16 protein-coding genes, 1 tRNA gene and 1 other annotated feature are annotated in these 18,488 nt (G+C 36.1%); of the genes, 2 read left to right on the top strand and 15 right to left on the bottom strand.

All coding sequences use genetic code 11. The annotated features are described in order from the left end of the window. Window positions 1–57: 57 nt before the first annotated feature. The 6 genes from leuB to ilvE all read right to left on the bottom strand — a co-directional run bounded on the left by leuB (window position 58) and on the right by ilvE (window position 7,517). Window positions 58–1,170 carry a 3-isopropylmalate dehydrogenase gene (gene leuB / locus SLH52_RS02515; protein WP_320207726.1) on the bottom strand — a complete coding sequence of 371 codons (1,113 nt, stop codon included), beginning with the start codon at window positions 1,168–1,170 and terminating at the stop codon, window positions 58–60. Window positions 1,171–1,254: 84 nt separating this feature from the next. Next, window positions 1,255–2,802 carry a 2-isopropylmalate synthase gene (locus SLH52_RS02510; protein WP_320207725.1) on the bottom strand — a complete coding sequence of 516 codons (1,548 nt, stop codon included), beginning with the start codon at window positions 2,800–2,802 and terminating at the stop codon, window positions 1,255–1,257. After that, on the bottom strand, window positions 2,789–3,811 hold the full coding sequence (gene ilvC, locus SLH52_RS02505; RefSeq protein WP_214481516.1) for a ketol-acid reductoisomerase: 1,023 nt from the start codon (window positions 3,809–3,811) through the stop codon (window positions 2,789–2,791). The genes SLH52_RS02510 and ilvC overlap by 14 nt, the downstream gene beginning before the upstream one ends. An 18-nt stretch (window positions 3,812–3,829) precedes the next feature. Next, window positions 3,830–4,348: an acetolactate synthase small subunit gene (gene ilvN / locus SLH52_RS02500; RefSeq protein ID WP_214481520.1), complete on the bottom strand. Its 519-nt coding sequence runs from the start codon at window positions 4,346–4,348 to the stop codon at window positions 3,830–3,832. Further along, window positions 4,345–6,015, bottom strand: a complete 1,671-nt coding sequence (gene ilvB, locus SLH52_RS02495; RefSeq protein WP_320208045.1) for an acetolactate synthase large subunit — start codon at window positions 6,013–6,015, stop codon at window positions 4,345–4,347. Before ilvB ends, ilvN begins: the two co-directional genes overlap by 4 nt. A gap of 285 nt (window positions 6,016–6,300) precedes the next feature. Then, window positions 6,301–6,554: a binding site (T-box leader), on the bottom strand. A 57-nt stretch (window positions 6,555–6,611) separates the two neighbouring features. Beyond that, a complete protein-coding gene (gene ilvE / locus SLH52_RS02490) occupies window positions 6,612–7,517 on the bottom strand; it encodes a branched-chain-amino-acid transaminase (RefSeq protein ID WP_320207724.1) in 906 nt (301 codons plus the stop codon). Window positions 7,518–8,102: 585 nt separating this feature from the next. On the opposite strand from ilvE, the gene SLH52_RS02485 reads away from it, so the two are divergent. Then, entirely contained in the window at window positions 8,103–8,552 is a 450-nt protein-coding gene (locus SLH52_RS02485) for an Hsp20/alpha crystallin family protein (RefSeq protein ID WP_320207723.1), read from the top strand. Between the two features lie 272 nt (window positions 8,553–8,824). Here the strand turns inward: SLH52_RS02485 and SLH52_RS02480 are convergent. The 8 genes from SLH52_RS02480 to SLH52_RS02445 form a co-directional block, all read right to left on the bottom strand. Then, window positions 8,825–8,901, bottom strand: a tRNA-Arg gene (locus SLH52_RS02480). Between the two features lie 198 nt (window positions 8,902–9,099). Further along, window positions 9,100–9,612 carry a metallophosphoesterase gene (locus SLH52_RS02475; RefSeq protein WP_320207722.1) on the bottom strand — a complete coding sequence of 171 codons (513 nt, stop codon included), beginning with the start codon at window positions 9,610–9,612 and terminating at the stop codon, window positions 9,100–9,102. Next, a complete protein-coding gene (locus tag SLH52_RS02470) occupies window positions 9,609–10,223 on the bottom strand; it encodes an XTP/dITP diphosphatase (RefSeq protein ID WP_320207721.1) in 615 nt (204 codons plus the stop codon). Before SLH52_RS02470 ends, SLH52_RS02475 begins: the two co-directional genes overlap by 4 nt. Window position 10,224: 1 nt before the next feature. Further along, on the bottom strand, window positions 10,225–10,986 hold the full coding sequence (gene rph / locus SLH52_RS02465) for a ribonuclease PH (RefSeq protein WP_320207720.1): 762 nt from the start codon (window positions 10,984–10,986) through the stop codon (window positions 10,225–10,227). A gap of 534 nt (window positions 10,987–11,520) precedes the next feature. Beyond that, window positions 11,521–12,618 carry a GerMN domain-containing protein gene (locus tag SLH52_RS02460; protein ID WP_320207719.1) on the bottom strand — a complete coding sequence of 366 codons (1,098 nt, stop codon included), beginning with the start codon at window positions 12,616–12,618 and terminating at the stop codon, window positions 11,521–11,523. A 128-nt stretch (window positions 12,619–12,746) separates the two neighbouring features. Next, window positions 12,747–13,541, bottom strand: a complete 795-nt coding sequence (gene racE, locus SLH52_RS02455; RefSeq protein ID WP_320207718.1) for a glutamate racemase — start codon at window positions 13,539–13,541, stop codon at window positions 12,747–12,749. A 661-nt stretch (window positions 13,542–14,202) separates the two neighbouring features. Beyond that, window positions 14,203–14,427, bottom strand: a complete 225-nt coding sequence (gene gerE, locus SLH52_RS02450) for a spore germination transcription factor GerE (protein WP_214481537.1) — start codon at window positions 14,425–14,427, stop codon at window positions 14,203–14,205. Between the two features lie 420 nt (window positions 14,428–14,847). Next, a complete protein-coding gene (locus tag SLH52_RS02445) occupies window positions 14,848–16,209 on the bottom strand; it encodes a D-arabinono-1,4-lactone oxidase (protein ID WP_320207717.1) in 1,362 nt (453 codons plus the stop codon). A gap of 209 nt (window positions 16,210–16,418) precedes the next feature. Between SLH52_RS02445 and SLH52_RS02440 the strand changes: the two genes are divergently transcribed. After that, window positions 16,419–17,480 carry an endonuclease/exonuclease/phosphatase family protein gene (locus SLH52_RS02440; protein WP_320207716.1) on the top strand — a complete coding sequence of 354 codons (1,062 nt, stop codon included), beginning with the start codon at window positions 16,419–16,421 and terminating at the stop codon, window positions 17,478–17,480. A 246-nt stretch (window positions 17,481–17,726) separates the two neighbouring features. Here SLH52_RS02440 and sdhB read toward each other — a convergent pair whose 3' ends face one another. Beyond that, window positions 17,727–18,488 carry a succinate dehydrogenase iron-sulfur subunit gene (sdhB, locus tag SLH52_RS02435; protein ID WP_320207715.1) on the bottom strand — a complete coding sequence of 254 codons (762 nt, stop codon included), beginning with the start codon at window positions 18,486–18,488 and terminating at the stop codon, window positions 17,727–17,729.

Below are 18,488 nucleotides of genomic sequence, written 5' to 3'. Positions count from 1 at the left end.
GTCTAAAGAACTATTAGATGGGTGTACCAAGGTTTCCCACTTAGGCCTGCCTATAATTTACGCGTATATTGACATAATGTTTGATATTGCAGCATGTTCTAGTACAGCTGCTTTAATTCGATCAACCATTTCTTCTGTATTAATCGCTCTTTTTCCTTCTTGTACAACATCAGGAGTACGGTGTCCAGCAGCAAGCACTGTATTTACAGCATTTTCAATTGCTTTTGCTTCTTCATCCATTTGAAAGGAGTTTCTTAGCATCATAGCAGTAGACAATATCATTGCTACCGGATTCGCTTTATTTTGACCTGCAATATCTGGTGCTGACCCATGTATTGGTTCATACAAACACGGACCAGTAGTTGACAAACTTGCCGATGGAAGCATTCCTAAAGATCCCGTCAACATTGATGCTTCATCACTTAATATATCACCAAACATATTTTCAGTTACGATAACATCAAACTGTGTTGGATTTTTTATTAATTGCATCGCTGCGTTATCGACCAACATATGCTCTAATTGAACATTTGAAAAATCTTGCGCTACCTCCTCAGCTACTTCTCTCCACATGCGACTAGACTCAAGTACATTTGCTTTATCAACAGAAGTAACTTTGCTCCGACGGTTCTTAGCCAATTCAAATGCAGTGACTAATATTCTCTTCATTTCTTTTCGTTTATAAAAAAGTGTATCTACGACAGATTCTTCTCCTCTATCTATCGTTCGAGCACTTGGTTTTCCAAAATATAATCCTCCTGTAAGCTCTCTTACGATGAGTAAATCAACGCCTGTAATTATATTCTCTTTTATTGGTGACGACTCAATTAAACTAGGGTTAAATGATACAGGTCGTAAATTTGCATATAACTCCAATTCTTTACGAATTTGTAATAAGCCCTTTTCAGGCCGAAGCTCAGGTGGGTTTTGATCCCATTGCGGTCCTCCAACAGCACCTAACAATACAGCATCACTTTGTTTGCAATCATTTAACGTCTTATCTGGTAACGGACTGCCTGTTTGTTCAATCGCTGCTCCACCAATTAAGCTATATATAAAGTCAAATTGATGATTAAATCGCTCTCCTACAGCTTTTAATATTTCTACTGCCCCTCTAGTAACTTCTGGACCAATTCCATCTCCGGGTAACACGGTAATTTTCTTTTTCACTTTTTATTCCTCCAATCTCAAATTATAATTGTTAACTTATTGGTTTATTTAGAGGGCATACGATAGTTTTCTCTTGTTAAGCTGTTATTTTATCGTCACTTCTTCTACAGTATTCTTATATTTTTGTAGGTATAATACTCTATTTATCGCATTGATATATGCTTTCGCAGAAGCTTCTAACACGTCTTGATCCAAGCCTCTTCCACTCGTCTCTTCACCATTTACACGAACATTCACATATACTTGTGCTAACGCATCCCTACCTCCACTAACTGATTGTATTTTGTAATCTAATAGTTTTACAGAAGCATGGACCATTCTTTCCAATGTATTGTAAACAGCCTCTACGCTACCTGCTCCAGTTGCCGCCTCTTGAATGATTTCACCTTCCAATCCTTTAAGGGTAATAGTGGCAGTTGGCACTTGGTTGGTACCGTATTGCACTTGAAGAGAGATTAATTCATATTGTGTATCTCCCTTCCCGAATCTTTCCTCTAGCACTAATGCAATTAAATCATCATCAGTAATGTCTTTCTTCTTATCTGCTAAATCTTTAAATAACTTAAACAATGAATTAATTTCTTCATCTTTCACTGAGATCCCTAGCTCTTGGATACGCGTTCTGAACGCATGTCGTCCAGAATGTTTACCAAGCACCATTGCATTTGTATTTACACCGACTAATTCAGGCGAAATAATTTCATACGTTGTTTTTTCTTTTAACACACCATCCTGATGAATTCCTGCCTCATGTGCAAAAGCATTTTTACCAACTACTGCTTTATTTGGTGGTATGACCATACCTGTTAGTTTGCTTACTAAGTCACTTGTTCTTTTTATTTCATTTAATTGGATATTTGTTTTAGCATTATAGAAATCTTTTCGAATATGGAGAGCTACAGCGATTTCTTCTAAAGAAGCATTTCCAGCACGCTCCCCAATCCCGTTTAATGTTGCTTCTACCTGTGTTGCACCATGTTCAATGGCACTTAGAGAATTAACAACTGCCATCCCTAAATCATCGTGACAATGAGCAGACAAAGAAACTTTTTGAATATTCCGAACATTTTCCTTAAGATAGCTGAATATTTCACCGTATTCCTTCGGGGTTATATATCCTACAGTATCTGGAATATTAATGACACTTGCTCCTGCTTCAATTACTGCTGTTACAATTTTCGCTAAAAATGGGAGCTCTGAACGACAAGCATCTTCAGCTGACCATTGAATGATAGGAAACCGCTGTTTGGCGTATTTAACAGCCTGCACTGCCGACTCAAGTACTTGCTCTGGGCTTTGCTTTAACTTATATTTCATATGAATTGGGGATGTTGCGATAAAAAGGTGAAGTCGAGGCTGAGCTCCACCTTTTAACGCATCCCATGCTGCATCGATATCTGATTGAACTGATCGTGAAAGTCCTGTAACTGAACTGTTTTTAATAACAGCTGCAACTTCTCTCACTGATTGTAAGTCACCGCTTGAAGCAGCTGGAAAACCTGCTTCAATAATATCAACACCTAGACGTTCAAGCTGTTTAGCAATTTCTATCTTTTCCGATAAGTTCAAATTGACTCCAGGAGATTGTTCACCATCTCGAAGCGTTGTATCAAAGATTTTAATTGTCTGCACTTGTTCCGACTGCCTCCTTCTTTTGTTTAATAAATGGCATCATTTTTCTTAATTCACGTCCCACTACTTCAATTTGATGCTCATTTTCCCGTTTATTAATCGCTGTAAATTCAGGACGATTTGCTTGATTTTCTAAGATCCAGCCTTTTGCAAATTTACCTGTTTGGATATCTTCTAGTACTTTTTTCATTTCTTGCTTAACGGAATCAGTGATTACTCTAGGGCCTGATACAAAATCTCCCCATTGTGCTGTATCAGAAATTGAGTAACGCATACCTTCTAAACCATCTTCATACATTAAATCGATAATTAATTTGAGCTCATGTAGACATTCAAAATATGCAAGCTCTGGCTGATATCCCGCTTCTACTAATGTTTCAAATCCAGCCTTAACAAGTGATGTTAAACCTCCACATAAAACCGCTTGTTCACCAAATAGGTCTGTTTCTGTTTCTTCTTGGAACGTTGTTTCAAGTACCCCAGCTCGAGCTGAGCCAATTGCTTTGGCATATGCTAAAGCAACCTCTTTTGCTTCACCTGATACATCCTGATATAGAGCGAATAACGCTGGCACTCCAGCACCTTCTTTGTACGTTCGTCTAACAAGATGTCCTGGACCTTTTGGTGCTACTAAAAACACATCAACGAAGCTTGGTGGTACAATTTGATTGAAATGAATGTTAAATCCATGTGCAAATACTAAAGCATTCCCCGGTTTAAGACCTTGTTCAATTTCTTCTTTATATACTTTCGTTTGAAGTTCATCAGGTAATAAAACCATGACAATATCAGCTTGTTCTGCTGCTTCTTTAACCGATTGTACCGTAAATCCATCTGCTACTGCTTTGTCCCATGAACCACCTTTTCTTAAACCTACTACTACATCTACTCCACTTTCACTTAAATTTAGGGCATGTGCATGACCTTGAGAACCATACCCGATGATTGCTACCTTCTTTCCTGTTAAATAACTATCGTTTGCATCCCCGTTATAATATACTTTTACCATGATTTAATCTCTCCCTTTTTAGACGATTGAATGTGATTTTATATTTGTTACAGCTTTTTGCATACCACGTGCAAATGCTGTTGTTCCTGTTCTAGCTATTTCTTTAATTCCATAAGGTTTTATTAATTCAATGAGTGCTTCAATCTTTGATGATTCTCCAGTTACTTGTATAACAAGGCTATCCTTACTAACATCAAGGATTGATGCTCGAAATGGTTCGATTAAACCATATATTTCATTCCTAGTTGCTGGAGGTGCAACTACTTTAATTAACGCTAATTCTCTCGCAACGATAGCTTGATCAGTTATGTCCATTACCTTCAAGACATCAATTTGCTTATTTAGTTGCTTTGTAATTTGCTCAGCTACTCGCTGATCCTCAACGTGAACAACACATGTTATCCGAGAAACTCCAGCTACTTCTGTTGCTCCAACTGTTATACTCTCGATGTTATAATGACGTTTTGTAAATAAACCTGTAATGCGATTTAAAACACCAGAACGATTATTAACAGTTAATGTGATAATACGTTTCACAATTTCACCCCCACCATCTCATGTAATCCTTTGCCTGGGGCTACCATCGGATAAACATTCTCATCAGAAGTAACATGGAAATCGATGAGAACTGGTCCATCAATTTCTAAAGCTTCTTGCAACACTTTTTTTGCTTCTGCTTCCGTTGTTGCTTTTAACCCTTTAATTCCGTATGCTTCTGCAAGCTTCGCAAAATCTGGTTGATTTGGAATAAGTGAATGTGAATACCGTTCATCATAAAATATTTGTTGCCATTGTCTAACCATTCCTAATGATTGATTGTTAATAATTACAGCTTTGACAGGTAAATTAAGTTCCTGCATAACTGATAGTTCCTGACAGGTCATTTGAAACCCTCCGTCACCGACAATTGAAATGACAGTAGCTTCTCTATCAGCAAGCTGGGCACCTATAGCTGCTGGTAAACCAAAACCCATTGTACCTAGCCCTCCAGATGTGACCCACCTATTTGGATATTTAAATTTGTAGTATTGTGCAGTCCACATTTGGTGTTGCCCAACGTCAGTCGTAATAATTGCTTCACCATTTGTATGTTCGTAAATTAATTCAATTACTTTTTGTGGTTTAAGTTCGTTCGTATTCTTTTGATAAACTAGCGGATATTCTAGTTTTCGGTTAGCTACCTTCTTACGCCATTCACTTGAAGGTCCACATTTACCATTTTGAGCAATGAGTTCTTTTAATGCTTCTTTTGCATCTCCAACTACTGGAATTTGCGTCGGTACGTTTTTACCGATTTCAGCAGGGTCAATATCGATGTGGGCTACAACTGCATCTGGTGCGAAATGCTTCAAATTACCAGTTACTCGATCATCGAACCTAGCACCTATACTTATGAGTAAATCACATTCATATAGAGCCATATTGGCTGTGTATGTGCCATGCATACCCGCCATGCCAAGGGATAACTCATGCTCTGCTGGAAAGCCACCTAAACCTAATAAAGTGTGTATAATTGGAATGCTTTGTTGTTCAGCGTATGCCTTCAATTCGTTTGAAGCATTTGCATGTAGAACTCCAGCTCCGGCAAGAATAACCGGTTTTTGCGCTTGACTGACTGCTTCAACTAATTTACGAATTTGAAGATGATTTGGCTCCCTAGTAGGCTGATACCCTGGAAGAGATATTTTTTGATCGTAATCAAAATGACCTTCAAGTATTGCCATATCTTTCGGAATATCAATTAATACCGGTCCAGGACGCCCTGTCGTTGCAATATGAAATGCCTCTTTTATCACCTTTGGTACGTCTTTAACATCTCTTATTTGATAATTGTGCTTCGTAATTGGTGTAGTAATTCCTAGAATATCTGCTTCTTGGAATGCATCTGTTCCAATCACTGAAGATGCTACCTGTCCAGTAAATACAACAAGTGGCAATGAATCTATCATTGCATCAGTTAAGCCAGTTACGATATTCGTTGCTCCTGGACCAGAAGTCGCAATCACCACTCCTGGCTTTCCAGAAATTCTTGCATAACCTTCAGCTGCATGTATGCCTCCTTGTTCATGTCTTGTAAGCACATGGTCTATTCCAGAATCATAAAGTGAATCGTAAATTGGGAGAACAGCACCACCTGGATAACCAAAAATGACTTCAACGTTTTCCTTCTTTAACGCTTCTATTAGCATATAAGATCCGCTCATCTTTGGTTTAACGTTATTTCTTACACCTACCTTTACCTTTGCGCCCACGTAATTTCCTCCTTTTTGAACACTCATTTGTAATTGCTGTTTTCGCATTGTTTGTTGTTTCTTGGACTAAAAAAGAAACATGTATAAGACAAGTATTGTGACATCTTCTCGTGATAACAATTTGGATAGTAACTGTTCTAGATTTTTAAATTAATGACAATAGCAACAATGTATGCGGAAACTTTGTAATAAAAAAAGCCCCTTCACCCCCAACAAACACTCACTATAACAGTAAGTGTAAGGGGTGAAAAGACTTTACTTTCCACGGTACCACCCTTTTTCATGATCATAAGATCATCTCATGAATAGTCTAATGCTATTCCTTTTGATAACGGGTAAATTTTTAAATTTCACCCGGCCAACTCTACTATGACGTTCAAGTTGACACTCGGAGGCGAGTTCATCTTTCGATAGTAGCACCGGTTTCCACCAACTCCGGCTCTCTGTAGCTTCCTAACTCGAAGATTACTTATCCTCTTCAACATTTTCTCGTTTTTTCTAAATTTTCAAAATACAAAAGATGTTACAATCCTAAGTCAATGTATATACTAGCCCGCCGTTACCTCCTGGTTTGATTGATAGACCTTTACTCCATCAGAAACGACTTTTTTTCTAAACTCCTCAAGCAGCTTTTTAGTATGTTTTCCTGGCTTTCCATCGCCAATTTCCCTGCCATCAACTTTGACTACAGCAATGACCTCTGCTGCTGTTCCTGTGAGAAACACTTCATCACAGGTGTATACATCATGACGAGTAAATGGCTCTTCCTTGAGCTCGTAACCTAATTCAGAAGCAATTTCTAAAATTGCATTTCTCGTAATCCCTTCAAGGGCTCCAACATAACCTGGAGGAGTATAGAGGGTGCTATCTTTGACAATAAAAATATTGTCCGCTGACCCTTCTGAAACATATCCTTGATCATTTAACATTAAAGCTTCACTTACATTTGCCAAATGCGCTTCAATTTTCACTAGAATATTGTTTAAATAATTTAACGATTTAACTTTAGGGCTTAAAACATCAGGTCTATTTCGTCTAGTTGCAACAGTAATAATCTCTATGCCAGTTTCATACAGCTTTTTCGGAAAAAGTGCAAGAGGCTCCACGATAATAACAACTTGAGGTTTACTGCATTTAAATGGATCTAGACCCAAATCACCAGCACCCCTAGAAACCACAAGACGAATATAAGCATCTTCAAACTTATTTTTTTGGATTGCTTGAACAACTAGATCTGTCAATTCCTCTTCTGTATAAGGAATAGTTAGCATAATTGATTTAGCTGAGCGATATAAACGATCCATATGTTCTTTCATCCGATAAACGTTTCCGCTATACACTCGAATACCTTCGAATACACCATCTCCGTATAAAAAGCCATGATCATAAACTGAAATTTTTGCATCTTCTTTTCTTACAAAAGTATCACCTAAAAAAATCCACTGATCACCCATCTTATATCCTCCTTCCCTTTATTATATAGACGCTTTAAATCGATAAATACATAGATATAAAAAAATATCCTAAAATGTACCTTTTTGAATGGACCAACACTAGGTATTTATACCGACAAAAAACTAAGGAATTTTAACGTAAAATCATGTAAAAATATAGATTTTAAAAACTAATAAATATTGTGACAATTTTTTATTTGAGGACTATCTTACGCTCATTTGTTTAAAGAGTCAATAGTCTTTTGAAGAATTATTTGAAAATTTGTATTTATCACTCAATTTGAATACGCTTACATCACTGTTATAATGAGGTTTTTAAATTTGTGAAACTTTTTAAAAAATAGGTTCAAAAAGTTAGAAAGAGAAACTGAAAATATGAAGCCTTCAATCCAACCTCATTTATTCAATATAAAATTTATAAATTAAAGTAATTTCCAATACATAACTTTCATTCATGATCTTCCCTTAAATCAGTATACATTTATAAGAAGTATTAATTATTTCTTATCCATATTACATATTTCTATAACTACTGTAGAGAATATTACTATATAATTTAAATTTTGCGCATTTGGAGGAGAACAAATGACATTAATACCTCACGATCCGTTCAGACATTTATCAAACATGAGAAGGGACATGGACAGGCTATTTTCTAACTTCTCTAACTTCCCTTTTGACTTTACCAATGAGCAAAACTACTTAGGAATGATTAGAGTTGATGTTTATGAGACAAGTAATGAGGTTGTGGCTACGTGTGACATACCTGGACTAGAAAAAAAAGAGGATGTAAATATTGAAATTGACAACAATGTTTTGAATATTAGTGGCTCTATAAATAGGACTGACGATGTAAAAGATGAGAATTTATACAGAAGAGAAAGACACACAGGTAGCTTTCATAGAGCAGTAACTCTACCAACATCTGTAAGTATTGAGGGAGTGAAAGCAACATACAAAAATGGTGTCCTAGAGGTTACTATGCCAAAGAAAAGCCAAGGCACCAAGAAGAAAATTAATGTTGATTTTCATTAATGAGTAGAGGAGCTTTTTCATATTTGCTGAAGTAACATAATTTAGTTAATATACTAATATTTACTTTTATATACATTAGAAAAATATAATAACTTTACTAGCTATATTAACTATCAGTTTTTTACAAAATATTCACATGAATACTTCAAAAAATGTCTATTTTCACATATCAATAGTAGCATAAAAAATGGATGATCAAACAGTATTCTATACTGTATGATCATCCATTATCTGTTCAAACCCGTCATATTAAGGGTTACAATGTTATGTAATGGCGTCCCAGGAGAGATTCGAACTCCCGACCGACGGCTTAGAAGGCCGTTGCTCTATCCAGCTGAGCTACTGGGACAAAAGAATTTGTTTAATTGTTAACGACAAAATTTATTATATAAATATTAGCATTGTTTGTCAATCATTTTTCTGTAATAAATATAAAATTATTTTTCATTATTTATATGTTCATCGTTATGCTGCTCACAGAGCACTTTACCATTGGTGTAATGGTAAAGTGACTCAGTACTATAGCAGATAAAAAACATGTATTTTATTATTCAAGTATAAATTCGCTTGATAAAGATGGTATAAGCTTGCCTTCAATATTATAGTAATTGACATGGATATGTCTATTTTGTATATGTAGTATAACATATGTTTGTTCATTGCGCATTCTCGGGAGTCGGAGGCTTCCCGGGTTAATAAATATAATTCCATCAGCCATCTCTGATCCTGCTATGTGTGAATGCCCAAAGCAAACAATCTTGGCATCAACTTCCTTAGCACGATATAAAAGATTCATTAAAGTCATTTTTACATTGTATAAATGACCATGTGTAACAAATAAATGTTGCTGTCCACATTTTTCGACTAGATGATCTGGGTAAGCAGAGTCTATATCACAATTTCCTCTAACAGCGTTAAATTTTTGCATTTCCTCAGCATGAGCGGGGAGCTCTGAATCTCCACAATGAATCATCATTTGAACATCATCTTCGTGTCTTCGAGCAACTTGTGTAAGCTCTTCTGATAAGCCGTGACTATCACTTACGACTATAATTTTCATGTTAGCTTGTCCTCATCAGCAAATATCTCAGACCATAAATGTGAAAGCTTTTTTAATGCAATAGCTCGGTGACTCATTTCATTTTTTTCTTGTTTTGATAATTGAGCCATGGTCTTTTCTTTCTCTTCTACATAAAAAATAGGATCATATCCGAAGCCGTTTTGTCCTACAGGGGTGTCCGTAATTCTCCCTTCACATATACCTTCAACAACATGGGTGTCTCCTTGAGGAAAAGCAATAGCTAATGCACAATGAAAACGTCCAGTCCTATTATGAGTTGGCACACCTTCTAGCTCCTGCAATACTTTTTCCAAATTGGCTTGATCATCTTTATGCTCTCCAGCATAGCGGGCAGAATAAACTCCAGGGCGACCGTCAAGAGCATCTACTGCTAATCCTGAATCATCTGCAATGACTATAGTCTGAAACCGATTTGCTACATCCTCAGCTTTTATGACTGCATTTTCAGCAAAGGTCTGTCCAGTTTCCTCGATATCTATCGGCTCGTTAATATCGAACAAAGACTTTACTTCAATTCCTTTAGGTTCTAGCATGAACTTAAATTCATTTACTTTGCCCATATTTTTTGTAGCAATTAATACTTGTTTCACTCTAGTTCCCACTTTCATCAGTAGATGATTTAATATGTTGGACGAATTCTCCTAATGCTTCGCGCTGTTTTTGAATAATTTCATGAATCCCCTCTTCAGCTAAAGATAATAAATTATTTAGCTCATCTCTTGAAAAAGTTGCTTCTTCTCCAGTTCCTTGTAACTCAACAAATTGACCAGCCCCTGTCATAACAACATTCATATCAACTTGTGCTGATGAATCCTCGATATAATTCAAATCTAAAATTGGCCCTAGCTTCGCATCTATCCCAACTGAGGTAGCTGCTAAAAAATCTTGTATCGGTGATTTTGATAATTTTTTCTCAGACATTAGTTTCCCAACTGCTAACACAACTGCAACAAAAGCACCTGTAATGGACGCAGTTCTCGTACCACCATCTGCTTGAATAACATCACAATCAACCCAGATTGTTCTTTCGCCAATTTTTTCTAAATCAACCACTGAGCGCAATGCTCTTCCAATCAAGCGTTGTATCTCCATCGTTCTTCCCGATACTTTACCTTTACTAGATTCGCGTATGTTTCTTGAATCAGTCGCTCGAGGTAACATCGAGTATTCTGCAGTAATCCAACCTTTACCTTCACCTCTCATAAACGGTGGAACTCGATCTTCAATACTCGCAGTACAGATGACCTTCGTATCACCAACAGAGATTAGTACTGAACCTTCAGGATGCTTTAAATAATTTGTCTCAATATGTATTGGTCTTAATTGATCTTCGTTCCGTCCATCAACTCTCATTTATAATTCCTCCTCATCAAACATAAACACCCCATTCCACCTATAACAATCCCACTCACTTTGGGGAATGGCGTAGTGTTTTCAACTACGAAATGCGCAAGGCGACTGTTTATCGGCGACAAGCATAAGTTAAGCTGGCTGGAAGGTTGCTTTTTAACCTTCTTGACAGATTAGCTTATGACCTCGAGCCGATGGCGCCTGGAGCTAGACAACTACGAAATGCGCAAGGCGACTGTTTATCGGCGACAAGCATAAGTTAAGCTGGCTGGAAGGTTGCTTTTTAACCTTCTTGACAGATTAGCTTATGACCTCGAGCCGATGGCGCCTGGAGCTAGACAACTACGAAATGCGCAAGCACCCTGGTTATTCCCGACAAGCGCTGGAGTCATAACATACGAAGGTGCTCTTTGCCTTCAGATGCTATGACGAAGCGACCTCGAGGGAATGGGTGCTGGAGCTAGACAATAAGAAGAGGTAGCTCAATTACGCCTACCTCTTGTACTCATCTTTATATAGTATATCAAAAAAAGATTTTTAAAAACTATCCATGTTCACATTTTTTGGCCTTGACACTGGTTCGGCTAATAATTCACCTTGTTCATTCACAAGCTCTGCTTCCCCATTTACTTGAATAGCTACCTGTTCTATACCTTCCTGCTCTGTTAGTGTTAGGACTAATGTATCTAATACATTTGTATTAATAATCGGTTCTTCTGAAAAGCTTCCGAGAATATATTCATTAAAATTTAAAATAACTTGCCCATCTTGGATGATCGGTTCACTCAATAATTCAACTTCATTATTGATGGCCCCTAATAATTTTGATGTGTAACTAGGTCCTTCAACTAATTCATTAATGACAGCAACGATGCTATTTTCTTCTGTGTTCGCTACTCTTCTAGTAACAGGAACATAGTAGATTGAATCAGCATTTTCTGCTAAGAAATAGACTGTAACAGGGTATGAATTTGTAATATCAGCAACTTCATTTTCATCAAAATTAATACCGTGCTCCCTGCTAACCCCTTCCCCAATCGGTGTTCCGTTCACAGGCATTACAGATTGATCGTAACCATTTATCCTTATTTGTACTTTATCAATTGTTTCAAACTGAGTTAATGTCCATGTGATTGCTTGTAATATTTTTAGTTCATCTTCTTTATTGTACTCTTCGAATTCCTTTGAAAAATCCGCAATTACTGTTCCACCTTCTACTATGTTCACCTCAACTGATGTACCTGCAGGTAATACAGCTCTAAATCCATTAGGAAGCATTTCCTCTACTGGCCCATCTTGTACCAAGTATTCTAAAGCTTGCTTTGCTGGACCTTCTACTATTGGTAACTCTACTGTTTGCGGAACGACCATTCCATATTGATCTAGCAGAAATAATTCACGTTGAACAGTGTCTGCCACTCCATCTTCCTGTACATCAACACTTACACCTGCTTCTTGTTCTGAATCCATTACACTTTCTCCGTCAGTAAATTCCCCTTCCTCCAAATAAGTTGTTTCTTGAGGTGGATCAATCTCAAGGCCTTTATCTTCTCCACCAAAAAGACCACATCCAGCTAATAACACTGATAATGTTAATATAGCAGTAGTCATTTTGAGTATTTTCCATGTTTTCATTTATCTTCCCCCTTACATCAGTTTGTACTACTATGTATACGAGCTGTTTTTATTTTTAGACCGATAAAAAAGAAAAAACCCTCTAGCTTGGCTAGAGGACGTAAAATAAAGCATCTCATTTAATGGTTTTATAAACTAATAGTTTCTATATTATCAATAGGATGCCCGAATAAATTCGAAGCAATTTGTTGAAAAATCTCCTGTGCACCTGTTGTAAGGAATAGATGATTATTATTACCATCTTCATCATTTAATAATCCGCTATGGTATAGAATCGTGCTGACTTCCCGAGCAGTCTCATCTCCCGAACAAATAATATTCACTCGTTCTCCCATAAATTCACTAATTAAATGACTTAGAAGTGGGTAATGAGTACAACCTAAAATAAGTGTATCAATACTTTTATTTTTTAATTCTACTAAAGTTTCAGCAACCACTCTTTTCGCTTGTTCCCCTTCGTAGTCACCACTCTCAACGAGTGGTACAAATCTAGGACATGCAAGTGATTCTACATAAACTTTGTGGTTAATAGACTCTAATGCTTGTTTATAAGCTCCACTAGCAATTGTACCTACAGTACCAATTACACCTATATGATTATTGCTTGTTATTTTTAGTGCAGTCCTAGCTCCTGGATGAATTACACCAACAACAGGTATACTGAGCTCATGCTTTATTTCTTCTAATACTGCAGCTGTAGCAGTATTACAAGCAATGACAAGCATTTTAATATCATATGTTAGCAAGTAATTTGTCATTTCCCATGTATATTTCCGGACTTCTTCACTAGGCCTCGGCCCATAAGGACATCTAGCAGTATCTCCTAAATAAATGATTCTTTCTTTAGGTAACTGACGATTGATTTCTTTCGCAACCGTTAGTCCCCCTACTCCTGAATCGATAACTCCAATCGGTCTTAACAAAAAATCGCCTCATTCTTATCTCGTTTCTCGATGTATATTTAAAGTGTCACCTTATTTTCTAACTTTTTGAATTGAAATGCAAGTATTTCACAAGGTGAAGTATAGCTACTAAATTGTATAAAAGCTTTTTAACCTTAGACAATCATATCACTTAAATATTAATATTGTTTGCTGATAAAATCGAAGCACAGTCATTCCTAGCTGAATAAGTCACAGCGTATATAAAGAAGCTTTCTATGAAACTAGTTATATGCACATATTACATTGTATGTTCCTTAAACCAGCTCCAAACGTATATGGACATAAAGAAACTTAATACATAGCAAATACCCCATACAATTATCAATTCAGTGAACTCGATCTGAAACGTATAAGAATTAATAAAATACTTGATTATATAATAATCAACAACGAGTGGAATGGATATAACTGCAGAGTACAATAGTATAAATTGTACTCTGCTTAAGTTCTTCAACATCCTAAAATTCTTCATTTGATAACCTCCAGTATCAAATCATCAAGTTACATCTTAGATTGTGTAATCCACTACTTATTTTTATTGATTAATATTATATGTCGATCTCGTTTGCTTACAGAAGTTACTTACAAAATAAAGGCATATAAATAACCGGCCTCCCTATGTAAGGTAAGCCGGTATACATTAAAGCTTAAGTTCACCCATTCGCAATAGCTCGACTACTGCCTGCGAACGCCCCTTAACTCCTAGCTTTTGCATGGCATTTGAAATATGATTTCGAACAGTTTTCTCGCTAATAAATAATTCACTAGCAATCTCTTTTGTTGTTTTATCTTGAACTAACAATTCAAATACTTCTCTTTCTCTTTTAGTGAGTAACGGCTTTGGTTGAAACTCCTTCTCCTTCAAATATTGTAACCCTCCTTGCTAAAGGTACGAGCTGAACTAGCGGATGGGTATATATTTAGTCATGTTATCTTATGTTTGAAGGAGTATGGCTGTGATTATTTTCGTCCAAAATGTACGAACATCTTGATTTTCTTTTACATGACACTACATATCAGAGTTTATTTTCTCAGTTAATAAACAGTAATGAATTGCTTGATTTGGTTATATGTAATGGGTTGTTTTAATTAACCGTAATTATTAGTTGACCACGTGCCAGCTCCTATAGAGGTGATTATAAAAGACTGTTTTCGTTATGAGAGCTATACTCGAATAAACATTTTTTCCTCACTAAAGACTATAAAAATTATATAATATACATCAGTTGCTCAAATGTAAGTGAAAAAAAGCGACCAAGTTTACGAAAAGAGCCTTAAAAAAATATTAAAAACCAGCTAATTGTGAATTTGTTGACGTCGTAGAGGTAGGAGCTATATCGAATATTTGACGTAAGTATGTGTTCAAAAATAGACTATTTGGATCTAAGTCATTTCTTAACTGCAAGAACTCATTCCAAAATGGATATACTTCTTTTAGTGTATGTGCTGTTAGTGTATGCATCTTCCCCCAATGAGGTCTGCCGTTATATTTTCTGCAAACTTGTTCAACACTACGAAAATAATCTTTGTATTCCATTCCTTTGTACATATGAACAGCAATATATGCAGAGTCTCTCTCATAAGCTGGGCTTAGCCATATATCATCTCTTTTAACATAGCGACATTCTATTGGGAAATGCACGGGGAACTTTTTTTCATTAATCATATCCTTTATTTCTGTAAGCACATTGGCAAGCTGATTAGCTGGAATATTATATTCCATTTCATTGAATTTAACATCTCTTATTGATGCAAAAACTTTATAGCTATCGTCAATGGCTCGCTCATTCGGAACTACTCTTCCTGACAATCTGCTTACCGATTTACTTAACGAAGGTATTAATCGACACCCTTCTGATAACACCTTGTACAACCCATTCTCAATAAATTTTTTATTAAATGAATCTGTAATATTTTTTTTCGTTTTATCATCGTTTGTTTTATTAACAAATTTGGCTTGAACATATTTGCTATATGGAAACCAAAAAAATTCAAAGTGTCGATTTTCCGTTTTATATTTGTCTAGATTTTGTAGGCAATCATCTAAGTACATTCGTTTGCTCTCTAACAGTAATTTATATGCCGGTACAACCTTTAGCTTAAGTTTAACAATAATACCTAAAGCACCCAATGATAGCTGTAAAGCTTTAAACATTTGAGTGTTTTTATCCATACTACATTCTAGTAACTCTCCCTTCCCAGTTACTACAGTCATTTCAACAACTTGTGTAGCCAAACTACTAAACTGGATTCCCGTCCCATGAGTACCAGTACTTATAGCTCCAGCTATCGATTGAGCATTAATATCACCCAAATTTTCTTGTGCATATCCAAGTTTGTGAAGAGCGTCTCCCAAAACATGCAGCTTTGTTCCTGCCCAAACAGAAACAATATCATTCTCTCGGTCTGTTTGTTCTACCCCTTCAAGGAGGTCCAATGAAAGTAATAGATCGTTTGTTGCTACTAATGATGTAAATGAGTGACCAGAACCAACCATACGTATAGCCTGATTAGTTTTGTTACATTGTTTAACGATTAAAATAATTTCTTCAATGCTTTTTGGGTACATGACCTTTGCAGGTTTACTTACAACACTCCCAGACCAGTTCTCCCACCTCTGTACTTCTACAGCTTTAACGGAGTTCACAGTCGTCCCCCTCACTATACAATTTATTCTTAAATTCTTATCTACCATATTTAAATTTCATTATTATTATACTAAATCTTCAGAATAATCGAAAGAAAACATGTATTATTCACTTAGTTTTTATTACAATATAATTATAGGTAAAATTCTTATGATAGTGATAGTTGCAGTATTTGTAATAACAAACGTATTAATAAAGGAGAATGTACATGGCAATAAAAGTCGCAAAATGGTTAAGTTATATCATTCTATCAATCGCACTAATATTTATCATTTTTTTGATTTATGTGACAGTTACAGATTATAAACCTGCAGAAAAAATTCCACTTACAGTTAATAACCAAAATGGAAATATGCTTAGGGCAAATGAACCTTTTACGATGACTACTTTTAATATTGGTTATGCAGGGTTAGATAAGGAGCAAGATTTCTTTCTAGACGGTGGAAAAATGTCAAAATCAAGTAGCAAAGAACAAACTTTGATAAATATAGAAGCGATAACGTCATACATAGAGGATAAAAAATCTGATATTTATTTATTACAAGAAGTTGATACTGATTCTTCACGTAGCAATCACATTAATCAAGTTGATCATATTTCAAAGAAATTACCTGATTATAGTTATACGTATGGTGTAAATTACAAAGTCCCTTGGGTACCAGTACCAATCCTAGATCCAATGGGATCAGCAAATAGTGGTATATTGACTTTATCTAAATACAAAATTGAACAAAGTACTAGATTTGCACTAGCTGGAAAAGAAGACTGGCCTAGACAATTATTTGATTTGGACCGTGCATTTACCGAAAATAGAATTCCTATCGACAATGGAAAAGAGCTGATTCTTATTCACCTACACTTATCAGCCTATGATGAAGGTGGGAAGGTGAGAAAACAGCAATTACAATATTTATCTCAATATTTAGCAAATGAGATACAAAAAGAAAACTATTTAATATTAGGTGGAGACTGGAATCATGTTATTCCTGGAACAGATCCTTATTTATTCGAAACAACAGAAGAGTGGCCTGATTGGCTGCAAGAATTCCCTGAAACATTTAAACCCGAGGGCTTCCAATGGGTAACAGATCCAAAGGTTCCAACTAGCCGCACAACCCAATATCCATTTAGAGAAGGAGTGAATTTCTTAGCTGTAATTGATGGCTTCTTAGTATCTCCAAATATTGAAGTTATAAATGTATCAGGAGATTACTTAGGGTATGAAAATAGTGATCATAACCCAGTGACCGGAGAATTTATTTTAAAATAGAAATGCTCGTTTCACTTTGTTGCTATTTTTATATAAGCAGTAGAATGAGGTTAGATGCCCCTTGCATCTTTTTAGAGAAGAAAAGTTACTTATGCTTGTTGTTATGCAAGTTCATTTCATATTATATTAATGCGAGATAGATAGCCTCAAGACTTTGTTCATATTTTCAGCTGGACTTAGTATAAAAGCATAATCAATAAGAAAACAAAAAACCTCTTCAAACGTTGAAGAGGTTTTCATTACTCATTAAACTCGATCACTTCCGAAGAAATTCTTAAATGATTGAATAGCTGTATCTCTATTTAAGGATGCAATTGAAGTAGTTAATGGAATTCCTTTTGGACATGATTGGACACAGTTTTGGGAATTCCCACAATTCGCCAGACCACCTTCACCCATAAGTGCATCTAGACGCTCGCCCTTGTTCATTGCTCCTGTTGGATGTGCATTGAACAAGCGAACTTGTGAAAGTGGAGCAGGTCCAATAAAGTTTGATTTACTGTTAACGTTCGGACAAGACTCTAAGCACACACCACATGTCATACATTTTGATAGTTCATAAGCCCATTGACGTTTTGTTTCAGGCATACGTGGACCAGGTCCTAAATCGTACGTTCCATCAATCGGAACCCAAGCCTTAACTTTTTTCAATGAATCAAACATTCTACTTCTATCAACTTGTAAATCACGCACGACTGGGAATGTTCTCATAGGCTGTAATCTAATCGGCTGCTCTAATTTATCAACTAAAGCTGTACATGATTGCTGTGGCTTTCCATTTATGACCATTGAGCAAGCACCACATACTTCTTCTAAACAGTTCATATCCCAATTAATTGGAGCTGTTTTATTACCATTTTTATCAACCGGATTTCTGCGAATTTCCATAAGTGCTGAAATGACATTCATGTTCGGTCGATATGGAATTTCAAACTCTTGTTCATAAGGGGAAGAATCAGGCTCATCTTGTCGTGTAATAATAAATTGAACGACTTTTTGCTCACTCAT

Source organism: Cytobacillus sp. IB215665, assembly GCF_033963835.1.
In the GTDB taxonomy this organism is placed as follows: Bacteria; Bacillota; Bacilli; order Bacillales; family SM2101; genus Nanhaiella.
This window is presented reverse-complemented; position numbering and strand designations above follow the sequence as displayed.